The sequence below is a fragment of the Actinoplanes sp. NPDC051851 genome (assembly GCF_040681165.1).
Taxonomy (GTDB): Bacteria; Actinomycetota; Actinomycetes; order Mycobacteriales; family Micromonosporaceae; genus Actinoplanes.
Window position 1 is genome coordinate 1 of record NZ_JBFAYF010000041.1, and the last position, 17,126, is coordinate 17,126.

Consider the following 17,126-nt stretch of genomic DNA (forward strand, 5'->3'; position numbering starts at 1 on the left):
GTGGGCACGCAGGGCGGTGGAGCGTCTATGCCCTGCGTGCCCACCCACCGCCCCACCCTTGCCGGGTGATCGCTTTCGGCCAGGCGACAGGTTGCTCACCAGCTGGGTGCATGGCTGAGCTTGATCGTTCACCTTTCGCCGAGTGGTCTGGCTACCGCGCGGGGGCCGCCCCGAGCCCGCGCCTCACGCAGGCCGGCCTGGCTGCCGGGGCAAGCGAATAGACCGCGCCGGTTGCCCTGGCCGGTTGCCCTGGCCGGTTGCCCTGGCCGGTTGCCCTGGCTGGGCGTTTTGGCTGGTTGCTCTGGCTGGGCGGGAGCGGCGTGGTCTATTTGCCTGACTGTCGGCTGGCTGGGCCTGGGTGAGGGGTGGGCTCAGGGCGGGTTGCGCGCGGTAGCCAGACCACGGGGTGGGAGGTGAAGTCCCAGCTCAGCCATGCACCCAGCTATCAGCGACCACAGCCGGAGGGCAAGCTGAAACCATGCAAGGTTGGGGCCGTGGGTGCGCATGCAGGGCATAGACGCTCCACCGCCCTGCATGCGCACCCACGGCCCCAACCGTCCCAGGGCGAGAGTCAGGCCCCCCCGACGACCTCCAACACCCAGGCGAGGTTGAACGCCTCTTCCTTCCAGGCGTCGTAGCGGCCGCTCGGCCCCGCGTGGCCCGCGCCCATCTCGGTCTTGAGGAGGTACGTCCCCTCGGGGGCCACCGACCGCAGCCGGGCGATCCACTTGGTCGGCTCGTGGTAGAGCACGCGGGTGTCGTTCAGGCTGGTCACCGCGAGGATCTTCGGGTAGTGCTGCTTCGTCACGTTCTCGTACGGGCTGTACGACTTCATGTATGCGTACACCTCGGCGGACTCGAGCGGGTTACCCCACTCCTCCCACTCGGTGACGGTCAACGGCAGCGACGGGTCGAGGATCGAGGTGAGCGGGTCGACGAACGGCACTTCGGCGAGGATCCCCGCGAACGCCTCCGGGGCGATGTTGGCGACCGCGCCCATCAGCAGCCCACCCGCCGAGCCGCCCCGGGCGACCAGGCGCGCGGCCGACGTCCAGCGGCTGCGGACCAGGGCTTCGGCGCAGGCCACGAAGTCGGTGAAGGTGTTCCTCTTGGCCAGCAGTTTGCCGTCCTCATACCACTTCCGGCCGAGTTCGCCGCCGCCCCGGACGTGCGCGACGGCGAAGACCACGCCGCGGTCGAGCAGGGAGAGCCGGGCGATGGAGAAGTACGGGTCGATGCTGTGCTCGTACGACCCGTAGCCGTAGAGGACCGCCGGCGCCGAGCCGTCCCGGACCGTGCCCTTGCGGGCGACGATCGAGATCGGCACGCGGGTGCCGTCGGGCGCGGTGGCCCACTCACGGAACTGCTCGTAGTCGTCGGGGGAGTAGCCGCCCAGGACCGGCTTCTGCTTGCGCAGGGTCATGCTCCGGGTGACCAGGTCGACGTCGTAGACCGAGTCGGGGGTGACCAGCGAGGTGTAGTCGATCCGGACGGTGGCGGTGTCGTACTCCGGGTTGCCGGTCAGGCCGACGCTGTAGAGCGGCTCGGGGAACTCCATGTCGTACGCGTCGGTGCTGCCGTCGCACATCACCCGCAGGCCGGTCAGCCCGTCACGGCGCAGCGAGATGACGATGTGCCGGGAGAACGCGTCGACCGACTCCAGGCGGGTGCCGGGCTGGTGCGGGACCAGCTCGACCCAGTCGCCGGGGGCGTCCACCGAGGTATAGGAGAGAGCGAAGTCCTCGGCGTTCCGGTTGTGGAGGATGAGAAAACGGTGGCCGTGATGTTCCACTGTGTATTCGACACCCTGCCGGCGCTCGGCGATCAGCGCGGGCTCGGCGTGGGGACGGTCGGCCGGGATGACGCGTACTTCGGAGGTGATCTTGCTCTGAGCGTCGATGACGATGAACTTCTCGCTGCGGGTCAGCTCGACGCCGACCCAGAAACGCTCGTCCGCCTCCTCGTAGACGACGGTGTCCTCGGACTCGCCGATCACGTGCCGCCAGACGCGGTTGGGGCGCCAGGCCTCGTCCACGGTGATGTAGAAGAGCGCGCTGCCGTCCGCGGACCAGGCGCTGCCGTAGAACGTGTCGGGCACCTCGTCGGCGAGGTCCTCGCCGGTGGTCAGGTCCTTCACTCGGAGGGTGAAGCGTTCGTCGCCGTCGAAATCCGTCGAGTACGCCAGGCGGGTGCCGTCGGGGCTGACGTCGAACGTGCCGAGTGCGAGGAAGTCCTTCCCCTCGGCGAGCGCGTTGCCGTCGAGCAGGACCTCCTCGTCGGGCCGCGCGCCTGCGACCGGCGGGGCGGTCTCACCGGGGCGGACCGGGACGCGGCACTGGATGCCGTACTGCTTGCCCTCGACGGTGCGGGAGTAGTACCAGTGGCCGCCCTTGCGGCTGGGCACCGAGAGGTCGGTCTCCTTGGTCCGCGCCTTGATCTCCTGGAACACCGATTCGCGCAGGTCGGAGAGGTGTGCGGTGGCCTTCTCCGTCCAGGCGTTCTCCTCCTCCAGGTACGCCGTCGTCGCCGGATCGTCCTTCGCCATCAGCCAGGCGAACTCGTCGGTGACCGTGTCGCCGTGGAAGGTGCGGTCGGAGGGGGCCTGGCGGGCCACCGGTGGAATCGTCACCAGAAATACGTTACCGGTTTCTCGTGGTACCGGATCGGACCTCGCCGGTTCGAACATGTGTACGATATGCCAGAGTGGACGATCTTCAGGGATCTCTGTACGCCGGTCTGGTGGGGAGGCTTCGGACGTGAGTGAGTCCCTTCTCGAAGAGCTGCTGGCCATCTGTGGTCCGGGCTTCGCGCGCCAGGCGCGGTCGGTGGACCGGGTCGCCGGTCGCCGTGCCGGTTACGTGGCCGTCCCGTCGACCTCGCGCTCGGTCGCCGCGACGCTGCGCCTCGCCCGGGAGCGGGGGCTGACCGTCCGGGCGCGCGGCGCCGGCAGCAAGATCGACTGGGGTCGGCCGCCGGCCGGGCTGGACCTGATCGTCGACACCGGACGGCTGAACGGGATGTGGGACCACCACGGCGCCACCGCGGTCGTCGCGGCCGGCACCTCGGTCACCGCGGTTCAGGCCGCGCTCGCCCTGCGTGGCAAGCGGCTCGCCGTCGACCCGCCGTCGCCCGGCGCCACGATCGGCGGCATGCTCGCGGTCAACGAGTCCGGCCCGCTCAGCCACCGCTTCCACAGCCCCGCCGAGCAGACCCTGAGCGTGGGATACGTGGACGTGGACGGCATCGAGGCCGACTCGGACGGCGAGGGCGACCGCCCGCCGATCGCCGACATCGAAGGCGTGATCACCTCTGCGGTGCTGACCGTCGAGCCGCTGCCGGCCACCCGGCTCTGGGTCGGCCGCGTGGTGACCACCCCGGCCGAGGTCGCCGACCTGGTCAACCAGGCGCTGCTGCGGGACTCCGAGCTCAGCGCGGTCGAGGTGAACCTGGCCGGCAACGGCGCGGGTACGGTCGCGCTGCTGATCGAGGGCGACGACGGCGAGGCGATCGGCCGGGCCGGGAAGATCACCCAGTCCTGGGGCGAGCAGGCGGTCATCACCGACAAGGTCCCGCCCTGGTGGGGGCGGTACCCCTTCACCGCCGGCGACGTCGCGATCCGGATCTCGGTGGAGCCGACCGGTCTGCAGGCGGTGTCGTACGCGCTCCGCGACCTCTGCGGCAAACCGGTGCCGATCCGCGGTTCGGCCGGTACCGGCACGATCCACGCGGTGCTCCCCGCCGGGCTGACCCCGGCGCGGATCACGTCGATCGTGGAGGGTCTGGACTACGTGCTGGTCGCGCGCGGCGGCAAGATCGTGGTGGTCTCCGCGCCGCCGGATGTCGCCGAGGAGGTCACCATGGCGCGCCCGCACGACCTGTTCTAGATCGGCGCGACCGGCAGTCGGGTGACGGTCTCGTTGACCAGGTGGCGCCCGAGCCGGGCGACGTCGCCGACGGCGTAGGTGAGGTAGGCGAACTGCCCCACCTCCTGCACCCCGGTGAGGATCAGGTCGTCGACCCGGAGCCGGTGGCGCAGCACCGGGATGCCGCCGCCGAGGATGGCCGGCGCGATGCCCAGGATGATCTCGTCGAGCAGGCCCTCGGCCGCGAACTGGGCGACCAGGTCACCGCCGCCGGCCAGCCAGACGTTCTTGCCCTGGGCGGCGACGAGCATCGCCTCGTGCACCCGGCGGACGTCCCCGCTGATCATGAAGATGTTGGCGTCCGGCACCGGCGGCAGATCCCGGTGGGTGAAGACCCAGCAGGGCACGTCGCCGTACATGTCGTGCCAGTTCGACGGCTCTTCCAGCAGGTTGTCGTTCTCCAGCACCCATTCGTAGGTGGTCGCGCCCATGGCGAACGCGCCGATGCCGGAGAAGAACGCGCCGAACGGGTTCTCGGTGCCCTCGTCCACCTCGAAGAGCCAGTCCAGCCTGTTGCTCTCGTCGGCGATGTAGCCGTCGATGCTGGTGGCGGTGTAATACTGCGTCTTCGCCATGACCAACACGATGCCACTTTCAGGCCGACAAAAAGGGCCTTTCAGGCGTCGTTCCTGATTACCAATATCGCGATGTCGTCGCGCGGCTCCTCCACCGAGAAGTTGATCGTGGTGGAGCGCAGGCGCGCGGCCGTCACGTCGGCCGGATAGCCCGCCAGCGGAGCGGCCGCCTCACGCAGCCGGGCCGGGCCGAAGAGCTCCCGCCCGCGCCGCCGCTCGGTCACCCCGTCGGTGTAGAAGATCAGCGAGTCGCCCGGGAAGAGCGTGAGCCCGGCGTCCGGCGAGGTGATCGTCTCCAGCAGGCCGAGCGCGGTGCCGCCCTCGCCGACGAAGGACGTCTTGCCGTCCGCCCGGACCAGCACCGCACGGTCGTGCCCGGCCAGGTGCAGGCAGACCCCGAGCGTGCCGTCCTCGTGCCGGGTCACCGAGGCCATCGCGAGCGTGCAGTACCGCCCGCCGCCGCGCTGCACCAGCGTCCGGTTGACCCGCCAGAGGATCTCGCTGAGCGTCTTGCCGTCGTCCACCAGGATCCGGATCACGTCGCGGACCAGGCCGGTGACGGTGGCCGCCTGGACACCCTTGCCGGAGACGTCGCCGACCACCACGAGCCACTGGTCGTCGCCACCGCCGCCGCCGAACGGCATCACGTCGTAGAAGTCGCCGCCCACCTCGGAGCCGGTGGGTACGTACTCGGCGGCGAAGCCGATGCCCTCGACGTGCGGCAGCGCGGGCGGGAGCAGCGAGGCCTGGAGCGTACGGGCGACACTGCGCCGCTCGTCGTGGATCCGGGCGTTGTCGATCGCCAGCGCCGCGCGCCGGGCCACGTCCTCGAGGACGGCCACCTCGTCCGCGTCGTGCCGGTGCCTGAGATGCCGCCCCACCGCGAGGGTCCCCAGCCGGGCGCCCCGCGCGACCAGCGGCACCGCGAAGCCCTCCATCGGCGCGCCGAACATCACCTGGGTACCGAGCCGGGACGCCTCCTCGAGCCGGGCCAGGATCGACTCGGGGCCGGAGTCGGCGAGCGTGGCGTGCAGCTGGGCCAGCGTGCCCTCCTCGGCGTGGGTGGCGGCGGCGAGCTGCAGCCGGCCCCAGGCGTCGGTGGTGTGCACCGCGCACCACTGGCCCAGCCGGGGGACCACGAGCTGCGGGATCAGGGCCATCGTCAGGTTCACGTCGAGGGACTGGGCGAGCAGCTCGCTGGCCTCGGCGAGGAAGGTGATCCAGGTCTGGCGGCGTACGTCGGCGCGGCGCAGCCGGTCGTTCTCCAGGTGCAGGGAGAAGCGCTCGGCGACCATCACGGCGAGGGACTGGGCGTACCCGATCGGGGAGGCGTCCAGCTCCAGCTCACCGGTGTACGGCCGGTGCACGGTCAGCGGGACGCGGATGGTGTCGGCGTTGTCGCGGGGGGCACGACCGTACCGTCCGAGCAGCTGGCGGCCCATCCCGTCGCCGCGGTCGACCCGGAGCACCCCGCCCGCCGCGCCGGTCAGCCGGGCCAGCCGGGAGAGCAGGTCGGAGGCGAGGTCGCCGAGACCGTCCTCGGAATGCCGGTCGGCGCCGCTGCGCAGCAGTCCGGTGAGCGCGCCGAGGCTGGGCTCGTCGCCGGCCGGTGCGCGTACCGCGGAGTCGCCGTCCGGCGAGTGGTGGTCGAGGTGGAACCAGACGCCCTTGCCGTCGCCCTCGTGCACGGTGCCCCAGCGGCTGGCGAAGTGGTCGACCAGCAGCAGGCCACGCCCGCGCTCGGCCACCTCGCCGATGTCCGGGCTCTCGTTGCGCGGGCCGACCGCGAGCTGCTCGACCGGGCCGGGCGCGAAGTCGGTGACGGTGACGGTGAGCCCGCCGGTGTCGGCGGTGACCTCGATGTCCAGATCCGTGTTGGCGTGCACCACCGCGTTGGTGGAGAGCTCGGTGGTCAGCAGCAGTGCCTCGTTGAGGAGGACGATCAGCCCGGCCTCCTCCAGCACCTCGCGGACCAGGGCACGCGCCGCGGCCGGGGTGCGCCGGTCGTTGGGGAGCCGGGCGCGGCGCACGAACGCTCCGGGAACGGCACCCGACGGGATGCTGGTCCTGGTTCCGACCTCGGCTGGCACCCATGCATCCTCTCCCGTGGGTGGGTGTATGCACAAAGTCGTCTCTCGCATTGACCCGGTCGGGCGAGAGAGGATAGGTAGTCCCGGCAGTGAACAGCGAGTGAGGACAGCATGACTGCGGCCAAGGAAGCCAGCGTCGGCGGGCCCGACGAGACCGCTCTGCTCGATGAGCTCGAGGATGCGCTGCGCCGGGTCCGTCGCGGCGATCTCAAGGTCCGGTTGCCCCGGCGCAGTGGTCCCGCCGGATCGGTGGCCGAGGCCTTCAACGAGGTGGTCTCGCTGCAGGAACGCCAGAATCTCGACCTGCGCCGGATAAGCCGGATCGTGGGCCGGGACGGCCGGCTGACCGAGCGGCTCGACGAGGAGGGCCTCGACGGCTCCTGGGCGGACAGCGTCCGCTCGGTGAACTCACTCATCGATGATCTCGGCCGCCCGACCACCGAGATCTCCCGGGTGGTCGGCGCGGTGGCCGAGGGTGACCTCTCGCAGCACATGGCACTGGAGATGGACGGACGGCCGCTGCGGGGTGAATTCCTGCGCATCGGCCGCACGGTGAACACGATGGTGGACCAGCTGTCCTCGTTCGCCGACGAGGTGACCCGGGTGGCCCGCGAGGTGGGTACCGAGGGTGAGCTGGGTGGCCAGGCCGACGTCCGGGGCGTCGCCGGCACCTGGAAGGACCTCACCGACTCGGTGAACACCATGGCGTCGAACCTGACCCACCAGGTGCGCTCGATCTCCCAGGTGGCGACCGCGGTGGCGCGCGGCGACCTGTCGCAGAAGATCACGGTCTCCGCCCGGGGCGAGGTCGCCGAGCTGGCCGACACGATGAACGGGCTCACCGACACGCTCCGGCTCTTCGCCGAGCAGGTGACCCGGGTGGCCCGCGAGGTGGGCACCGAGGGCAAGCTGGGCGGCCAGGCCCAGGTGCCGAACGTGGCGGGCACCTGGAAGGACCTCACCGACTCGGTGAACTCGATGGCCTCCAACCTGACGAGCCAGGTGCGCAACATCGCCCAGGTGTCGACGGCGGTGGCGAAGGGTGACCTGTCGCAGAAGATCACGGTGGCCGCGCAGGGCGAGATCCTGGAGCTCAAGGACACCGTCAACACCATGGTCGACCAGCTCTCGTCCTTCGCCGACGAGGTGACGCGCGTGGCCCGGGAGGTGGGCACCGAGGGCCGGCTGGGTGGTCAGGCCCAGGTCAGAGGCGTCTCGGGTACGTGGCGCGACCTCACCGAGAACGTCAACCAGCTCGCCGCGAACCTGACCGCGCAGGTGCGCAACATCTCACAGGTGTCGACCGCGGTGGCGAAGGGTGACCTGTCGCAGAAGATCACGGTCGACGCCCGCGGCGAGATCCTGGAGCTGAAGAACACCGTGAACACCATGGTGGACCAGCTCTCCTCGTTCGCCGACGAGGTGACACGCGTCGCCCGCGAGGTCGGATCGGAAGGCAAACTCGGCGGACAAGCCCAGGTCAAAGGCGTTTCCGGTACGTGGCGAGACCTCACCGACAATGTGAATTACATGGCGTCGAACCTGACCAGTCAGGTGCGGAACATCGCGTCGGTGACCACCGCCGTGGCCAAGGGCGACCTGGGCCAGAAGATCACCGTCGACGCTCGCGGCGAGATCCTGGAGCTCAAGTCCACGGTCAACACGATGGTGGACCAGCTGTCGTCGTTCGCCGACGAGGTGACCCGGGTGGCCCGCGAGGTGGGCACCGAGGGCAAGCTCGGCGGTCAGGCGCAGGTGCGGGGCGTGGCGGGTACCTGGCGTGACCTGACCGACAACGTCAACTCGATGGCGTCGAACCTGACCGGTCAGGTGCGCAACATCGCCCAGGTGTCGACGGCGGTGGCGAAGGGTGACCTGTCGCAGAAGATCACGGTCGACGCCCAGGGCGAGATCCTGGAGCTGAAGAACACCGTGAACACGATGGTGGATCAGCTGTCGTCGTTCGCCGACGAGGTCACCCGGGTGGCCCGCGAGGTGGGCTCGGAGGGCAAGCTGGGCGGTCAGGCCCAGGTGCGCGGGGTGGCGGGCACCTGGCGTGACCTGACCGACAACGTCAACTACATGGCGTCCAACCTGACCGGTCAGGTGCGCAACATCGCCTCGGTCACCACGGCGGTGGCGAAGGGTGACCTGTCGCAGAAGATCACGGTCGACGCCCGCGGCGAGATCCTGGAGCTGAAGAACACCGTCAACACGATGGTGGACCAGCTGTCGTCGTTCGCCGACGAGGTGACCCGGGTGGCCCGCGAGGTGGGCTCGGAGGGACGGCTCGGCGGTCAGGCCCAGGTGCGCGGGGTGGCCGGCACCTGGCGCGATCTGACCGACAACGTCAACCAGCTCGCGTCGACGCTCACCATCCAGCTACGCGCCATCGCGGAGGTCTCCACCGCGGTGACGCGGGGCGACCTGACCCAGAGCATCGCGGTCGAGGCCCAGGGCGAGGTCGCCGAGCTCAAGGACAACATCAACCAGATGATCGTGACGCTCCGCGACACCACCAAGGCGAACGCGGAGCAGGGCTGGCTCGACTCGAACCTCGCCCGGATAGGCGGTCTGCTCCAGGGCCAGCGGGACGTCGGCGAGGTCTGCCGCATGATCATGACCGAGGTGACGCCGCTGGTGGACGCGCAGCTCGGCGCGTTCTTCCTGGTCGACAACGAGGAAGCGGTGATGCGGCTGCGGCTGGCCGCGGCGTACGGGTACGTGGCCCGCGACCACGAGGTCACCTTCGGCCCCGGGGAGGGACTGGTCGGCCAGGCCGCCGTCTCCCGCCGGACGATACGCGTCCGCGCCACCCACGACGGCATACTGACGATGCGCTCCGGCCTGCTCGCGATGCCGCCGAACGACCTGGTCGTGCTCCCGGTGCTCTTCGAGGGCGAGATGCTCGGCGTGATCGAGTTCGCCTCGGTGGCCGCGTTCTCCGGGCTGCACCTGACGTTCCTGGAGCGGCTGGTCGCCACGATCGGCGTCGCCCTCAACACCATCCAGGCGAACCGGCGTACCGAGGAGCTGCTCGCCCAGTCGCAGCGGCTCGCCCGCGAGATGCAGGACCAGTCGGCCGAGCTGCAGCGCACCAACGCCGAGCTGGAGGACAAGGCGAAGCTGCTCAGCGACCAGAAGGCCAACATCGAACTGAAGAACCGGGAGATCGAGCTGGCCCGGCTCGGCCTGGAGGAGAAGGCGCAGCAGCTGTCCCGGGCGAACACCTACAAGTCCGAGTTCCTCGCCAACATGAGCCACGAGCTGCGTACGCCGCTCAACTCCCTGCTCCTGCTGGCCCGGCTGCTGGCCGACAACACCGACCGGAACCTGACCGACAAGCAGATCGAGTTCGCCCGGACCATCCACAGTGCGGGCTCGGACCTGCTCTCGCTGATCGACGACATCCTGGACCTGTCCAAGATCGAGGCGGGCCGGATGGACGTCGAGCCGGACGTGGTCGACTTCGACGGCATCCGCAGCTACGTCGAGCAGGCGTTCCTGCCGCAGGCCGAGGAGAAGGGCCTGGAGTTCCGGGTCGACGTGGCGCCCGAGCTGCCCGACTCGATCGTCACCGACCCACAGCGGCTTCAGCAGATCCTGCGCAACCTGCTCTCCAACGCGGTCAAGTTCACCGATTCCGGCTCGGTGACGCTGAGCATCTACGCCGCCTCCCGGGATACCGACCTGGACGTACCCTCGCTGGTCGCCTCCCGGCAGGTGGTGGCGTTCGCGGTCACCGACACCGGCATCGGCATCTCGGACGAGAAGCTGGCGATCATCTTCGAGCCGTTCCAGCAGGCCGACGGCACCACCACCCGCAAGTACGGCGGCACCGGCCTGGGCCTGTCGATCAGCCGGGAGTTCGCGGCCCTGCTCGGCGGCACGATCACCGTGGTCTCGGTGGCGGGCGGAGGTTCGACCTTCACGCTCTACATGCCGGAGGCCCTGGTGCCGGACGCGATCCCGATGCCGGCGCTGCCCAGCGGCCCGGCCAAGGCGATCCCGGTCCATCCCACGGCGCCGTTCTCGATGCCGCTGATGGACATGCCGCCGCTGGTCACGCCCCGGCAGGAGGAGCCGCCGCCGCCCACCAACCCGGCCGGCCGGGCGCTCGACGGTGCCACCGTGCTGATCATCGACGACGACGTACGCAACGTGTTCGCCCTGACCAGTGCCCTGGAGATGCACGGCCTGAACGTCCTGTACTCGGACAACGGGGTGGACGGCGTACGCCAGCTGAAGGAGCATCCCGAGGTCGACATCGTGCTGATGGACGCGATGATGCCGGATCAGGACGGGTACGAGACGACCCGGGGAATCCGGCGGAATCAGCGTTTCCGGGACCTACCGGTAGTGTTCCTGACGGCGAAGGCGATGCCCGGTGACCGGGAGTCGGCCATCGCCGCCGGCGCCAGCGACTACATCACCAAGCCCGTCGACCTGGACGAGCTGATCGAGTTGATGGCGCGCTGGGTGAACGCGGAGGGGAGCACGCGTGGGTGAGCGCGCCAAGGCCCTGCTGGTCGACGACCGGCGGGACAACCTGCTGGCCCTGGAGGCGATCCTGCAGGGCCTGCCGGTGACCCCGGTGGCCGTGGAGAGCGGCGAGGCGGCGCTCAAGCAGCTGCTCACCGACGACTTCGCGGTGATCCTGCTGGACGCGCACATGCCCAACATGGACGGTTTCGAGACGGCCAGCCACATCAAGCGGCGGGAGCGGACCCGGCACGTGCCGATCCTCTTCCTCACCGCCGCGGACCGGGACGCTCAGCTGGCTCTCCGGGGCTACGCGGTCGGCGCCGTGGACTACCTCACGAAGCCCTTCGACCCGTGGGTGCTGCGCGCCAAGGTCTCCGTCTTCGTCGAGCTCTGGACGAAGAATCAGCAGCTCCGGGCGCAGGCCGACGCGACCCGGGAGCGGGACGCCCAGTGGCAGCGACTGACCGAGACCGTCGACGAGGCGGCCCGGGTGCTGCGTGCCGGCGGGGAGTCCGCCGCGGCCGACGCGCTGGATCTGCTGGAGAAGGCCCGCTGGGGCAGTTGAGCTGGATGTGACCTGGGTCACCTGGGGCAACGAAGTTGATCGCCCGCACCACAAGCGGTCGAGAGTCTTCCCCCAGGAGCTAGGGAGCAACATGCGGCACGCACATCCCGACGACGAGTTCGCCGCCCGCCGGCGTCGTCGCCGGATGATCACGGGTCTCGGCGCCGCGGGCGCCGCCGGCGCGGTCACCGCGCTCGTCGCGGTCCTCGTCCCCTCCGCCTCGGCCAGCACGCTCTTCAGCGACGACTTCGAGGACGGCGCTGGCGACTGGGCGAAGTCCGGCGGCACCTGGGCCGTCGTCTCCGACGGGTCCAAGGTGTACCAGCAGTCCAAGGCCACCAGCGAGCTCGCCCGGGTCTTCGCCGGCGAGACGTCGTGGAGCGACTACTCGGTCCAGGCCAGGGTCAAGGGCGTCAGCGTCGGCAGCACCGGGCTCGCCGGCGTGGCGACCCGGGCCAGCGGCTCGTCGACCATGTACCGGCTCGCCCTGCTCGGCACCGGCAAGGTCGCGCTGCAGTCGGTCAAGGGCAGCACGGTCACCACGCTCGCCTCGGCCTCGGCCGGCAGCGTCACCGCCTGGCACACCCTGCGCATCGACGCCTCCGGCAGCACGATCACCGGCTATCTGGACGGCACCGCGATCGGCGGCGGCACCGGCACGCTCACCGCCAAGGGCCGGATCGGCCTGGTCACCAGCTACGCGTCGGCGGAGTTCGACGACGTCGCGGTCAGCCCGGTCTCGACCTCGACCGCCACCACGTCGGCGTCGGCGTCGGCTTCGGCCACCGCGAGCGCCACCAAGACCGCGACGGCGTCGGCCAGCGCGAGCGCCACCAAGACGGCGACCGCGACCGCTACGGCGTCCGCGACGAAGACCGCCACCGCGACGGCGACGGCGAGCGCCACCGCGACCGCGTCGACCACCTGGCCGACCGCGACCGGCTCGAAGGCGGTCACCGAGACCATCGAGGTCTCCGGCTCCTTCGACGGTGCGAACGTCCGCTACTACGGCAGCGGTGACCTCGGCACCGACTCGCAGGACGAGGACCAGGGTCCGCTCTTCGAGCTCGCCGACGGCGCCACCCTGTCGAACGTCATCCTGGGCGACCCGGCCGCCGACGGCGTGCACTGCAAGGGCTCCTGCACCCTGACCAACGTCTGGTGGGAGAACGTCGGCGAGGACGCCGCGACCTTCCGCGGCGGCAACTCGGTCGTCGTCACCGTCAACGGCGGCGGGGCCAAGGGCGCCGACGACAAGGTCTTCCAGCACAACGGCGGCGGCACCGTCACCATCAAGAACTTCCAGGTCGAGGATTACGGCAAGCTCTACCGCTCCTGTGGCAACTGCTCGACCCAGTACAAGCGCACGGTGATCATGGACAACGTGATCGCCACCGGTGACGCGAAGGCCCTGGTCGGGATCAACTCGAACTACGGCGACACCGCGACGCTCTCCAACATCACCGTGGTGGACGCCGACGATCTGGACGTCTGCGTCCGGTTCAAGGGCAACAGCACCGGCGCCGAGCCGACCGAGCTCGGGACCGGCGCCGACGGCACCTTCTGCAAATTCTCGGATTCCGACATCACCTTCAAGTGATGTCCGGTGGCCGCCGGGGCCGGGAGGGAACCCGGCGGCCACCGCTTTCCACGATGCGAGGTCCGTACGTGACTCGAAGGGTGCCGATGCGCGACGCCGCCTACCACGCGTACTTCGAGCGGCACCACGACTCGTTGTCGCGGCTGGCATACCTGATGACCGGTGACGCGTCGACCGCCGACGATCTGGCGGCCGACGCGATGACCGAGGTGTGGCGGCACTGGGACCGGGTCCAGGCGGCGGACGACCCGGGGGCGTACGGCCACGGCATCCTGATGAACCTCGCGCGCAACTGGATCCGTAAGCGGAGCAGGGAACGGCTCTTCTCCCTGGAAGTCCTGAAACGGGCCCCGGAATCGGACGTGCCGGTGGTGCTGGACGTCCGCAGTGCCCTGCGGCGGCTGCCACACCGGCGGCGCGCCTGCGTGGTGCTGCGGTACGCGTTCGACATGTCCGAGCGCGACGTCGCGATCACGCTCGGGATCTCCGAGGGTGCGGTGAAGAGCGCGACCTCGCGCGGTGCGAAGCAATTGGCCGAGCTGCTCGGCGGAAGTCTGGCTCGAATCAACGGTTGGGAGGCGGCGCGATGATGCTCAGCGAGGACGAGCTGCGCGCGGTTCTGCGCGCGGAGGCAGCGGCCCACCAGCCGAACCGGGCCGCGATGCTGGACCGGCTCACACGTACGGCGATGCGCAACGAGGCGGCCAGGCGCCGCGGTCCGCGCATCAGGATCGCGGGCGCCGCGGTCGCGGTGGCCGCCGTCGTCGGTGGCGGCGGTTTCGCCCAGTGGGCGCTCGCGGGGGGCATGGGCGATGACCGGACCCCGCCGCCCCCGCCTCCGGCGGTCACCGCGTCCGTGGCACCCGCGGTCACCGAGAGCGCGCCGCCGTCGGCGGGCGCCTCGACGGCTCCGAGCAGCGCTCCGGCGACCACGTCGTCGAGCGACCGGAAGCCCAGCAGGTCGGCCTCGCCGAGCGCCTCCGCCACGGTGGCCGGCCCCTCGCAGGGACCGCTCTGGTCCGACGGCTCGGTCGACGTGGGCGGCGAGACCCAGGCGAACAGCGTCGTGACCATCAAGACCACCGAGCGGCTGACCGCGCTCGAGGTGATCATCCGGGTGACGAAGACCGACGGTCTCGCCTCGCGGGGCGGCAGCCAGCAGGTGCCCGGCGCGAGCGTGAACAGCAGCGTCACCGAGGAGGCGGACGCGCTGGTCTACCACTTCGTGCTCTCCTCCGGCGACAGCGTGGAGCCGGGGACGTACACGTTCTTCGCGCGGTACACCTACGCCGAGGGCGGCAGGGACGCGACTGCGGACGCCTACGGCGCGACCGCCACCAGCGAGTCCGGCGCCGATCTCGCGGTGACCGGCGCGTTCGAGTAGGACCCGGGGACTTTCAGCCGGTCCACAGGCGACCGGGGCTATCGTCAGCTCGTGCTAATCATGAGGGCCGAGCGGAGCCCGGTGATGTCGAGCACCCGCATCAGGAAGTCGCCGACGTTCGCCAGCGAGAGCACCGACTGGTTGTGCTGTGCCTTCCGGCTGAGCACGACCAGCGTGCCGAGCCCCTGCGAGTCACAGAACGTCACGCCCGCCATGTCCAGGACGATGCGGGTGGGCGGCTCGGCGGCGAGCAGATCGTTGACGAGGGTGGACAGCTCGGTGACCGTGAGCACGTCGATCTCCCCGGCGAGCTGCATCGTGACCTCGTCGGGGGCGCGCTGAACCGTGATGGACAGCTCGGGTCGCTCCACGCAGGTCAGCCTATCCTCTCGGGGGCGGATCAGCCCCTCGGGCGCGGGCAGACCGGGCCGTTCCCGACATCCCGGCTGCTACCCCCGGTGACGTGAAGAACCCTCTCGACATCGTCATCCGTACCCGCTGACAGAATGGGAAGCGCTGTGACCACGACATATCCCGCCGCGGGTCTTCCGTACCCGGAGGACGCCCCGGCCTCCCAGGCCCTGTTCGACCGCGCCCAGGCCATCGTGCCGGGCGGGGTCAATTCACCTGTGCGTGCGTTCCGCGCGGTCGGCGGCACGCCCCGATTCATGGTCTCCGGCAGCGGCGCCTGGCTCACCGACGCGGACGGGCGGCGCTACGTCGACCTGGTCTGCTCGTGGGGCCCGCTGATCCACGGGCACGCCCACCCCGAGATCATCGACGCGGTGCAGCGGGCCGCGTCGCTCGGCACCAGCTTCGGTACGCCCACCGCCGGCGAGGTCGAGCTCGCCGAGGAGATCGTCCGGCGCACCGCCGTCGAGGAGGTCCGCCTGGTCAACTCGGGCACCGAGGCGACCATGACCGCGATCCGGCTGGCCCGCGGCTACACCGGCCGGTCGAAGATCGTGAAGTTCGCCGGCTGTTACCACGGTCACGTCGACGCGCTGCTCGCCGCGGCCGGCTCCGGCGTCGCGACGCTGGGCCTGCCCGACTCGCCCGGTGTCACCGGCGCGGCCGCGTCCGAGACGATCGTGGTGCCCTACAACGACGTCGCCGCGGTCGAGGCGGCCTTCGCCGTGAACGGCCCGGAGATCGCCGCGATCATCACCGAGGCGGCGCCCGGCAACATGGGCGTGGTCACCCCGCGGGACGACTTCAACTCCCGACTCGCGGAGATCGCCCACCGGCACGGCGCTCTGCTGATCGTGGACGAGGTGATGACCGGCTTCCGGGTCTCCGCCGGTGGCTGGGCCGGGCTGCACCCGGTCGACGCCGACCTCTTCACCTTCGGCAAGGTGATGGGCGGTGGCCTGCCCGCCGCGGCGTTCGGCGGCCGTCGCGAGATCATGTCGCGGCTCGCCCCGGCCGGCCCGGTCTACCAGGCCGGCACGCTCTCCGGTAACCCGCTCGCCTGCGCCGCCGGCCTGACCTCGCTGCGGCTCGCCGGTGCGGACGTCTACAAGCGCCTCGACGAACTGGCGACCACGATCGGCGGACTGGCGGGCGCCGCGCTGACCGAGGCCGGGGTGCCGCACCGTCTCTCGTACGCCGGAAACATGTTCTCGATCTTCTTCACCGAGACCGAGGTCGTGGACTACGACTCGGCGAAGACCCAGGACGCCGCGGCGTTCAAGGCCTTCTTCCACACCATGCTGTCCCGGGGCGTCTACCTGCCGCCGAGCGCCTTCGAGTCGTGGTTCGTGTCGACCGCGATCGACGACGCGGCCCTGGAACAGATCGCGACGGCATTGCCACACGCGGCGCGAGCAGCAGCGGAGGGACAGCGTTGAGCGAGCCGACCAAGACCACCGTGCACGTCTTCCGGCACGGCGAGGTCTTCAACCCCACCAAGATCCTGTACGGCCGTCTGCCCGACTTCCACCTCTCCGAGCTGGGACACCAGATGGCCAAGGCGGCCGCCGAGGCGCTCTCCGGACGGGACGTGACCCACGTGGTCGCCAGCCCGCTGGAGCGCGCGCAGGAGACCGCCGCCCCGATCTCCGCCGAGTTCGAGCTGGAGACCGCGACCGACATCCGGCTGATCGAGAGCTCGAACTACTTCGAGGGCAAGCGGGTCTCGGTCGGCGACGGCGCGTTCAGCAACCCGCGGCACTGGTGGGTGCTGCGCGACCCGATCACCCCGTCCTGGGGTGAGGCGTACCTGGTGATCGCCCAGCGGATGTTCGCGGCGGTGCAGGCCGCCCGGGTCGCCGCCGAGGGCCACGAGGCGGTCTGCGTCTCGCACCAGCTCCCGATCTGGACGCTCCGCCGGTACGTCGAGGGCAAGCGCCTCTGGCACGACCCGCGCAAGCGGGAGTGCGGCCTGGCCAGTCTCACCTCGTTCCGGTTCGAGGGGTCCAAGGTGGTCGGCATCGACTACAGCGAACCCGCCGCCCACCTGGTCGCACTCTCGGCAACCGCCAAGACCGCCAAGGGGGCGTGAC

The 17,126-nt window shown here is 70.4% G+C and carries 12 protein-coding genes; 8 read left to right on the forward strand and 4 right to left on the reverse strand.

The annotated features are described in order from the left end of the window. Nucleotides 1–571: 571 nt before the first annotated feature. Nucleotides 572–2,686, reverse strand: a complete 2,115-nt coding sequence (locus AB0M08_RS31645; protein ID WP_364501151.1) for a S9 family peptidase — start codon at nt 2,684–2,686, stop codon at nt 572–574. 70 nt (nt 2,687–2,756) lie between these two features. Between AB0M08_RS31645 and AB0M08_RS31650 the strand changes: the two genes are divergently transcribed. After that, nucleotides 2,757–3,884: an FAD-binding oxidoreductase gene (locus AB0M08_RS31650; RefSeq protein WP_364501153.1), complete on the forward strand. Its 1,128-nt coding sequence runs from the start codon at nt 2,757–2,759 to the stop codon at nt 3,882–3,884. Here AB0M08_RS31650 and AB0M08_RS31655 read toward each other — a convergent pair. Next, the gene (locus tag AB0M08_RS31655; protein WP_364501156.1) at nt 3,881–4,498 is read right to left on the reverse strand and encodes a dihydrofolate reductase family protein; all 618 of its coding nucleotides are present in this window, start codon (nt 4,496–4,498) and stop codon (nt 3,881–3,883) included. The genes AB0M08_RS31650 and AB0M08_RS31655 overlap by 4 nt on opposite strands. A gap of 41 nt (nt 4,499–4,539) precedes the next feature. Continuing rightward, nucleotides 4,540–6,588 (reverse strand): SpoIIE family protein phosphatase, encoded by a 2,049-nt coding sequence (locus AB0M08_RS31660; protein WP_364501159.1) that lies wholly within the window; start codon nt 6,586–6,588, stop codon nt 4,540–4,542. A gap of 111 nt (nt 6,589–6,699) precedes the next feature. On the opposite strand from AB0M08_RS31660, the gene AB0M08_RS31665 reads away from it, so the two are divergent. The 5 genes from AB0M08_RS31665 to AB0M08_RS31685 all read left to right on the forward strand — a co-directional run bounded on the left by AB0M08_RS31665 (nt 6,700) and on the right by AB0M08_RS31685 (nt 14,622). Then, nucleotides 6,700–11,097 (forward strand): HAMP domain-containing protein, encoded by a 4,398-nt coding sequence (locus AB0M08_RS31665; RefSeq protein ID WP_364501161.1) that lies wholly within the window; start codon nt 6,700–6,702, stop codon nt 11,095–11,097. Next, nucleotides 11,090–11,638 (forward strand): response regulator, encoded by a 549-nt coding sequence (locus tag AB0M08_RS31670; protein ID WP_364501163.1) that lies wholly within the window; start codon nt 11,090–11,092, stop codon nt 11,636–11,638. The genes AB0M08_RS31665 and AB0M08_RS31670 overlap by 8 nt, the downstream gene beginning before the upstream one ends. Nucleotides 11,639–11,729: 91 nt before the next feature. Next, nucleotides 11,730–13,238, forward strand: coding sequence for a pectate lyase (locus AB0M08_RS31675; protein WP_364501166.1), 1,509 nt, complete (start codon nt 11,730–11,732; stop codon nt 13,236–13,238). Nucleotides 13,239–13,324: 86 nt separating this feature from the next. After that, on the forward strand, nt 13,325–13,828 hold the full coding sequence (locus AB0M08_RS31680) for a SigE family RNA polymerase sigma factor (protein ID WP_364501349.1): 504 nt from the start codon (nt 13,325–13,327) through the stop codon (nt 13,826–13,828). Further along, nucleotides 13,825–14,622: a hypothetical protein gene (locus AB0M08_RS31685; RefSeq protein WP_364501169.1), complete on the forward strand. Its 798-nt coding sequence runs from the start codon at nt 13,825–13,827 to the stop codon at nt 14,620–14,622. Before AB0M08_RS31680 ends, AB0M08_RS31685 begins: the two co-directional genes overlap by 4 nt. Before the next feature lie 44 nt (nt 14,623–14,666). Here AB0M08_RS31685 and AB0M08_RS31690 read toward each other — a convergent pair whose 3' ends face one another. Further along, complete coding sequence (locus AB0M08_RS31690; protein WP_364501172.1) at nt 14,667–14,993, reverse strand: STAS domain-containing protein; 327 nt, start codon at nt 14,991–14,993, stop codon at nt 14,667–14,669. A 135-nt stretch (nt 14,994–15,128) separates the two neighbouring features. Between AB0M08_RS31690 and hemL the strand changes: the two genes are divergently transcribed. Together hemL and AB0M08_RS31700 are read left to right on the forward strand one after the other, a co-directional pair. Further along, nucleotides 15,129–16,472, forward strand: coding sequence for a glutamate-1-semialdehyde 2,1-aminomutase (hemL, locus tag AB0M08_RS31695; RefSeq protein ID WP_364501175.1), 1,344 nt, complete (start codon nt 15,129–15,131; stop codon nt 16,470–16,472). After that, on the forward strand, nt 16,469–17,125 hold the full coding sequence (locus AB0M08_RS31700; RefSeq protein ID WP_364501177.1) for a histidine phosphatase family protein: 657 nt from the start codon (nt 16,469–16,471) through the stop codon (nt 17,123–17,125). Before hemL ends, AB0M08_RS31700 begins: the two co-directional genes overlap by 4 nt. The last annotated feature ends 1 nt before the right edge of the window (nt 17,126 follow it).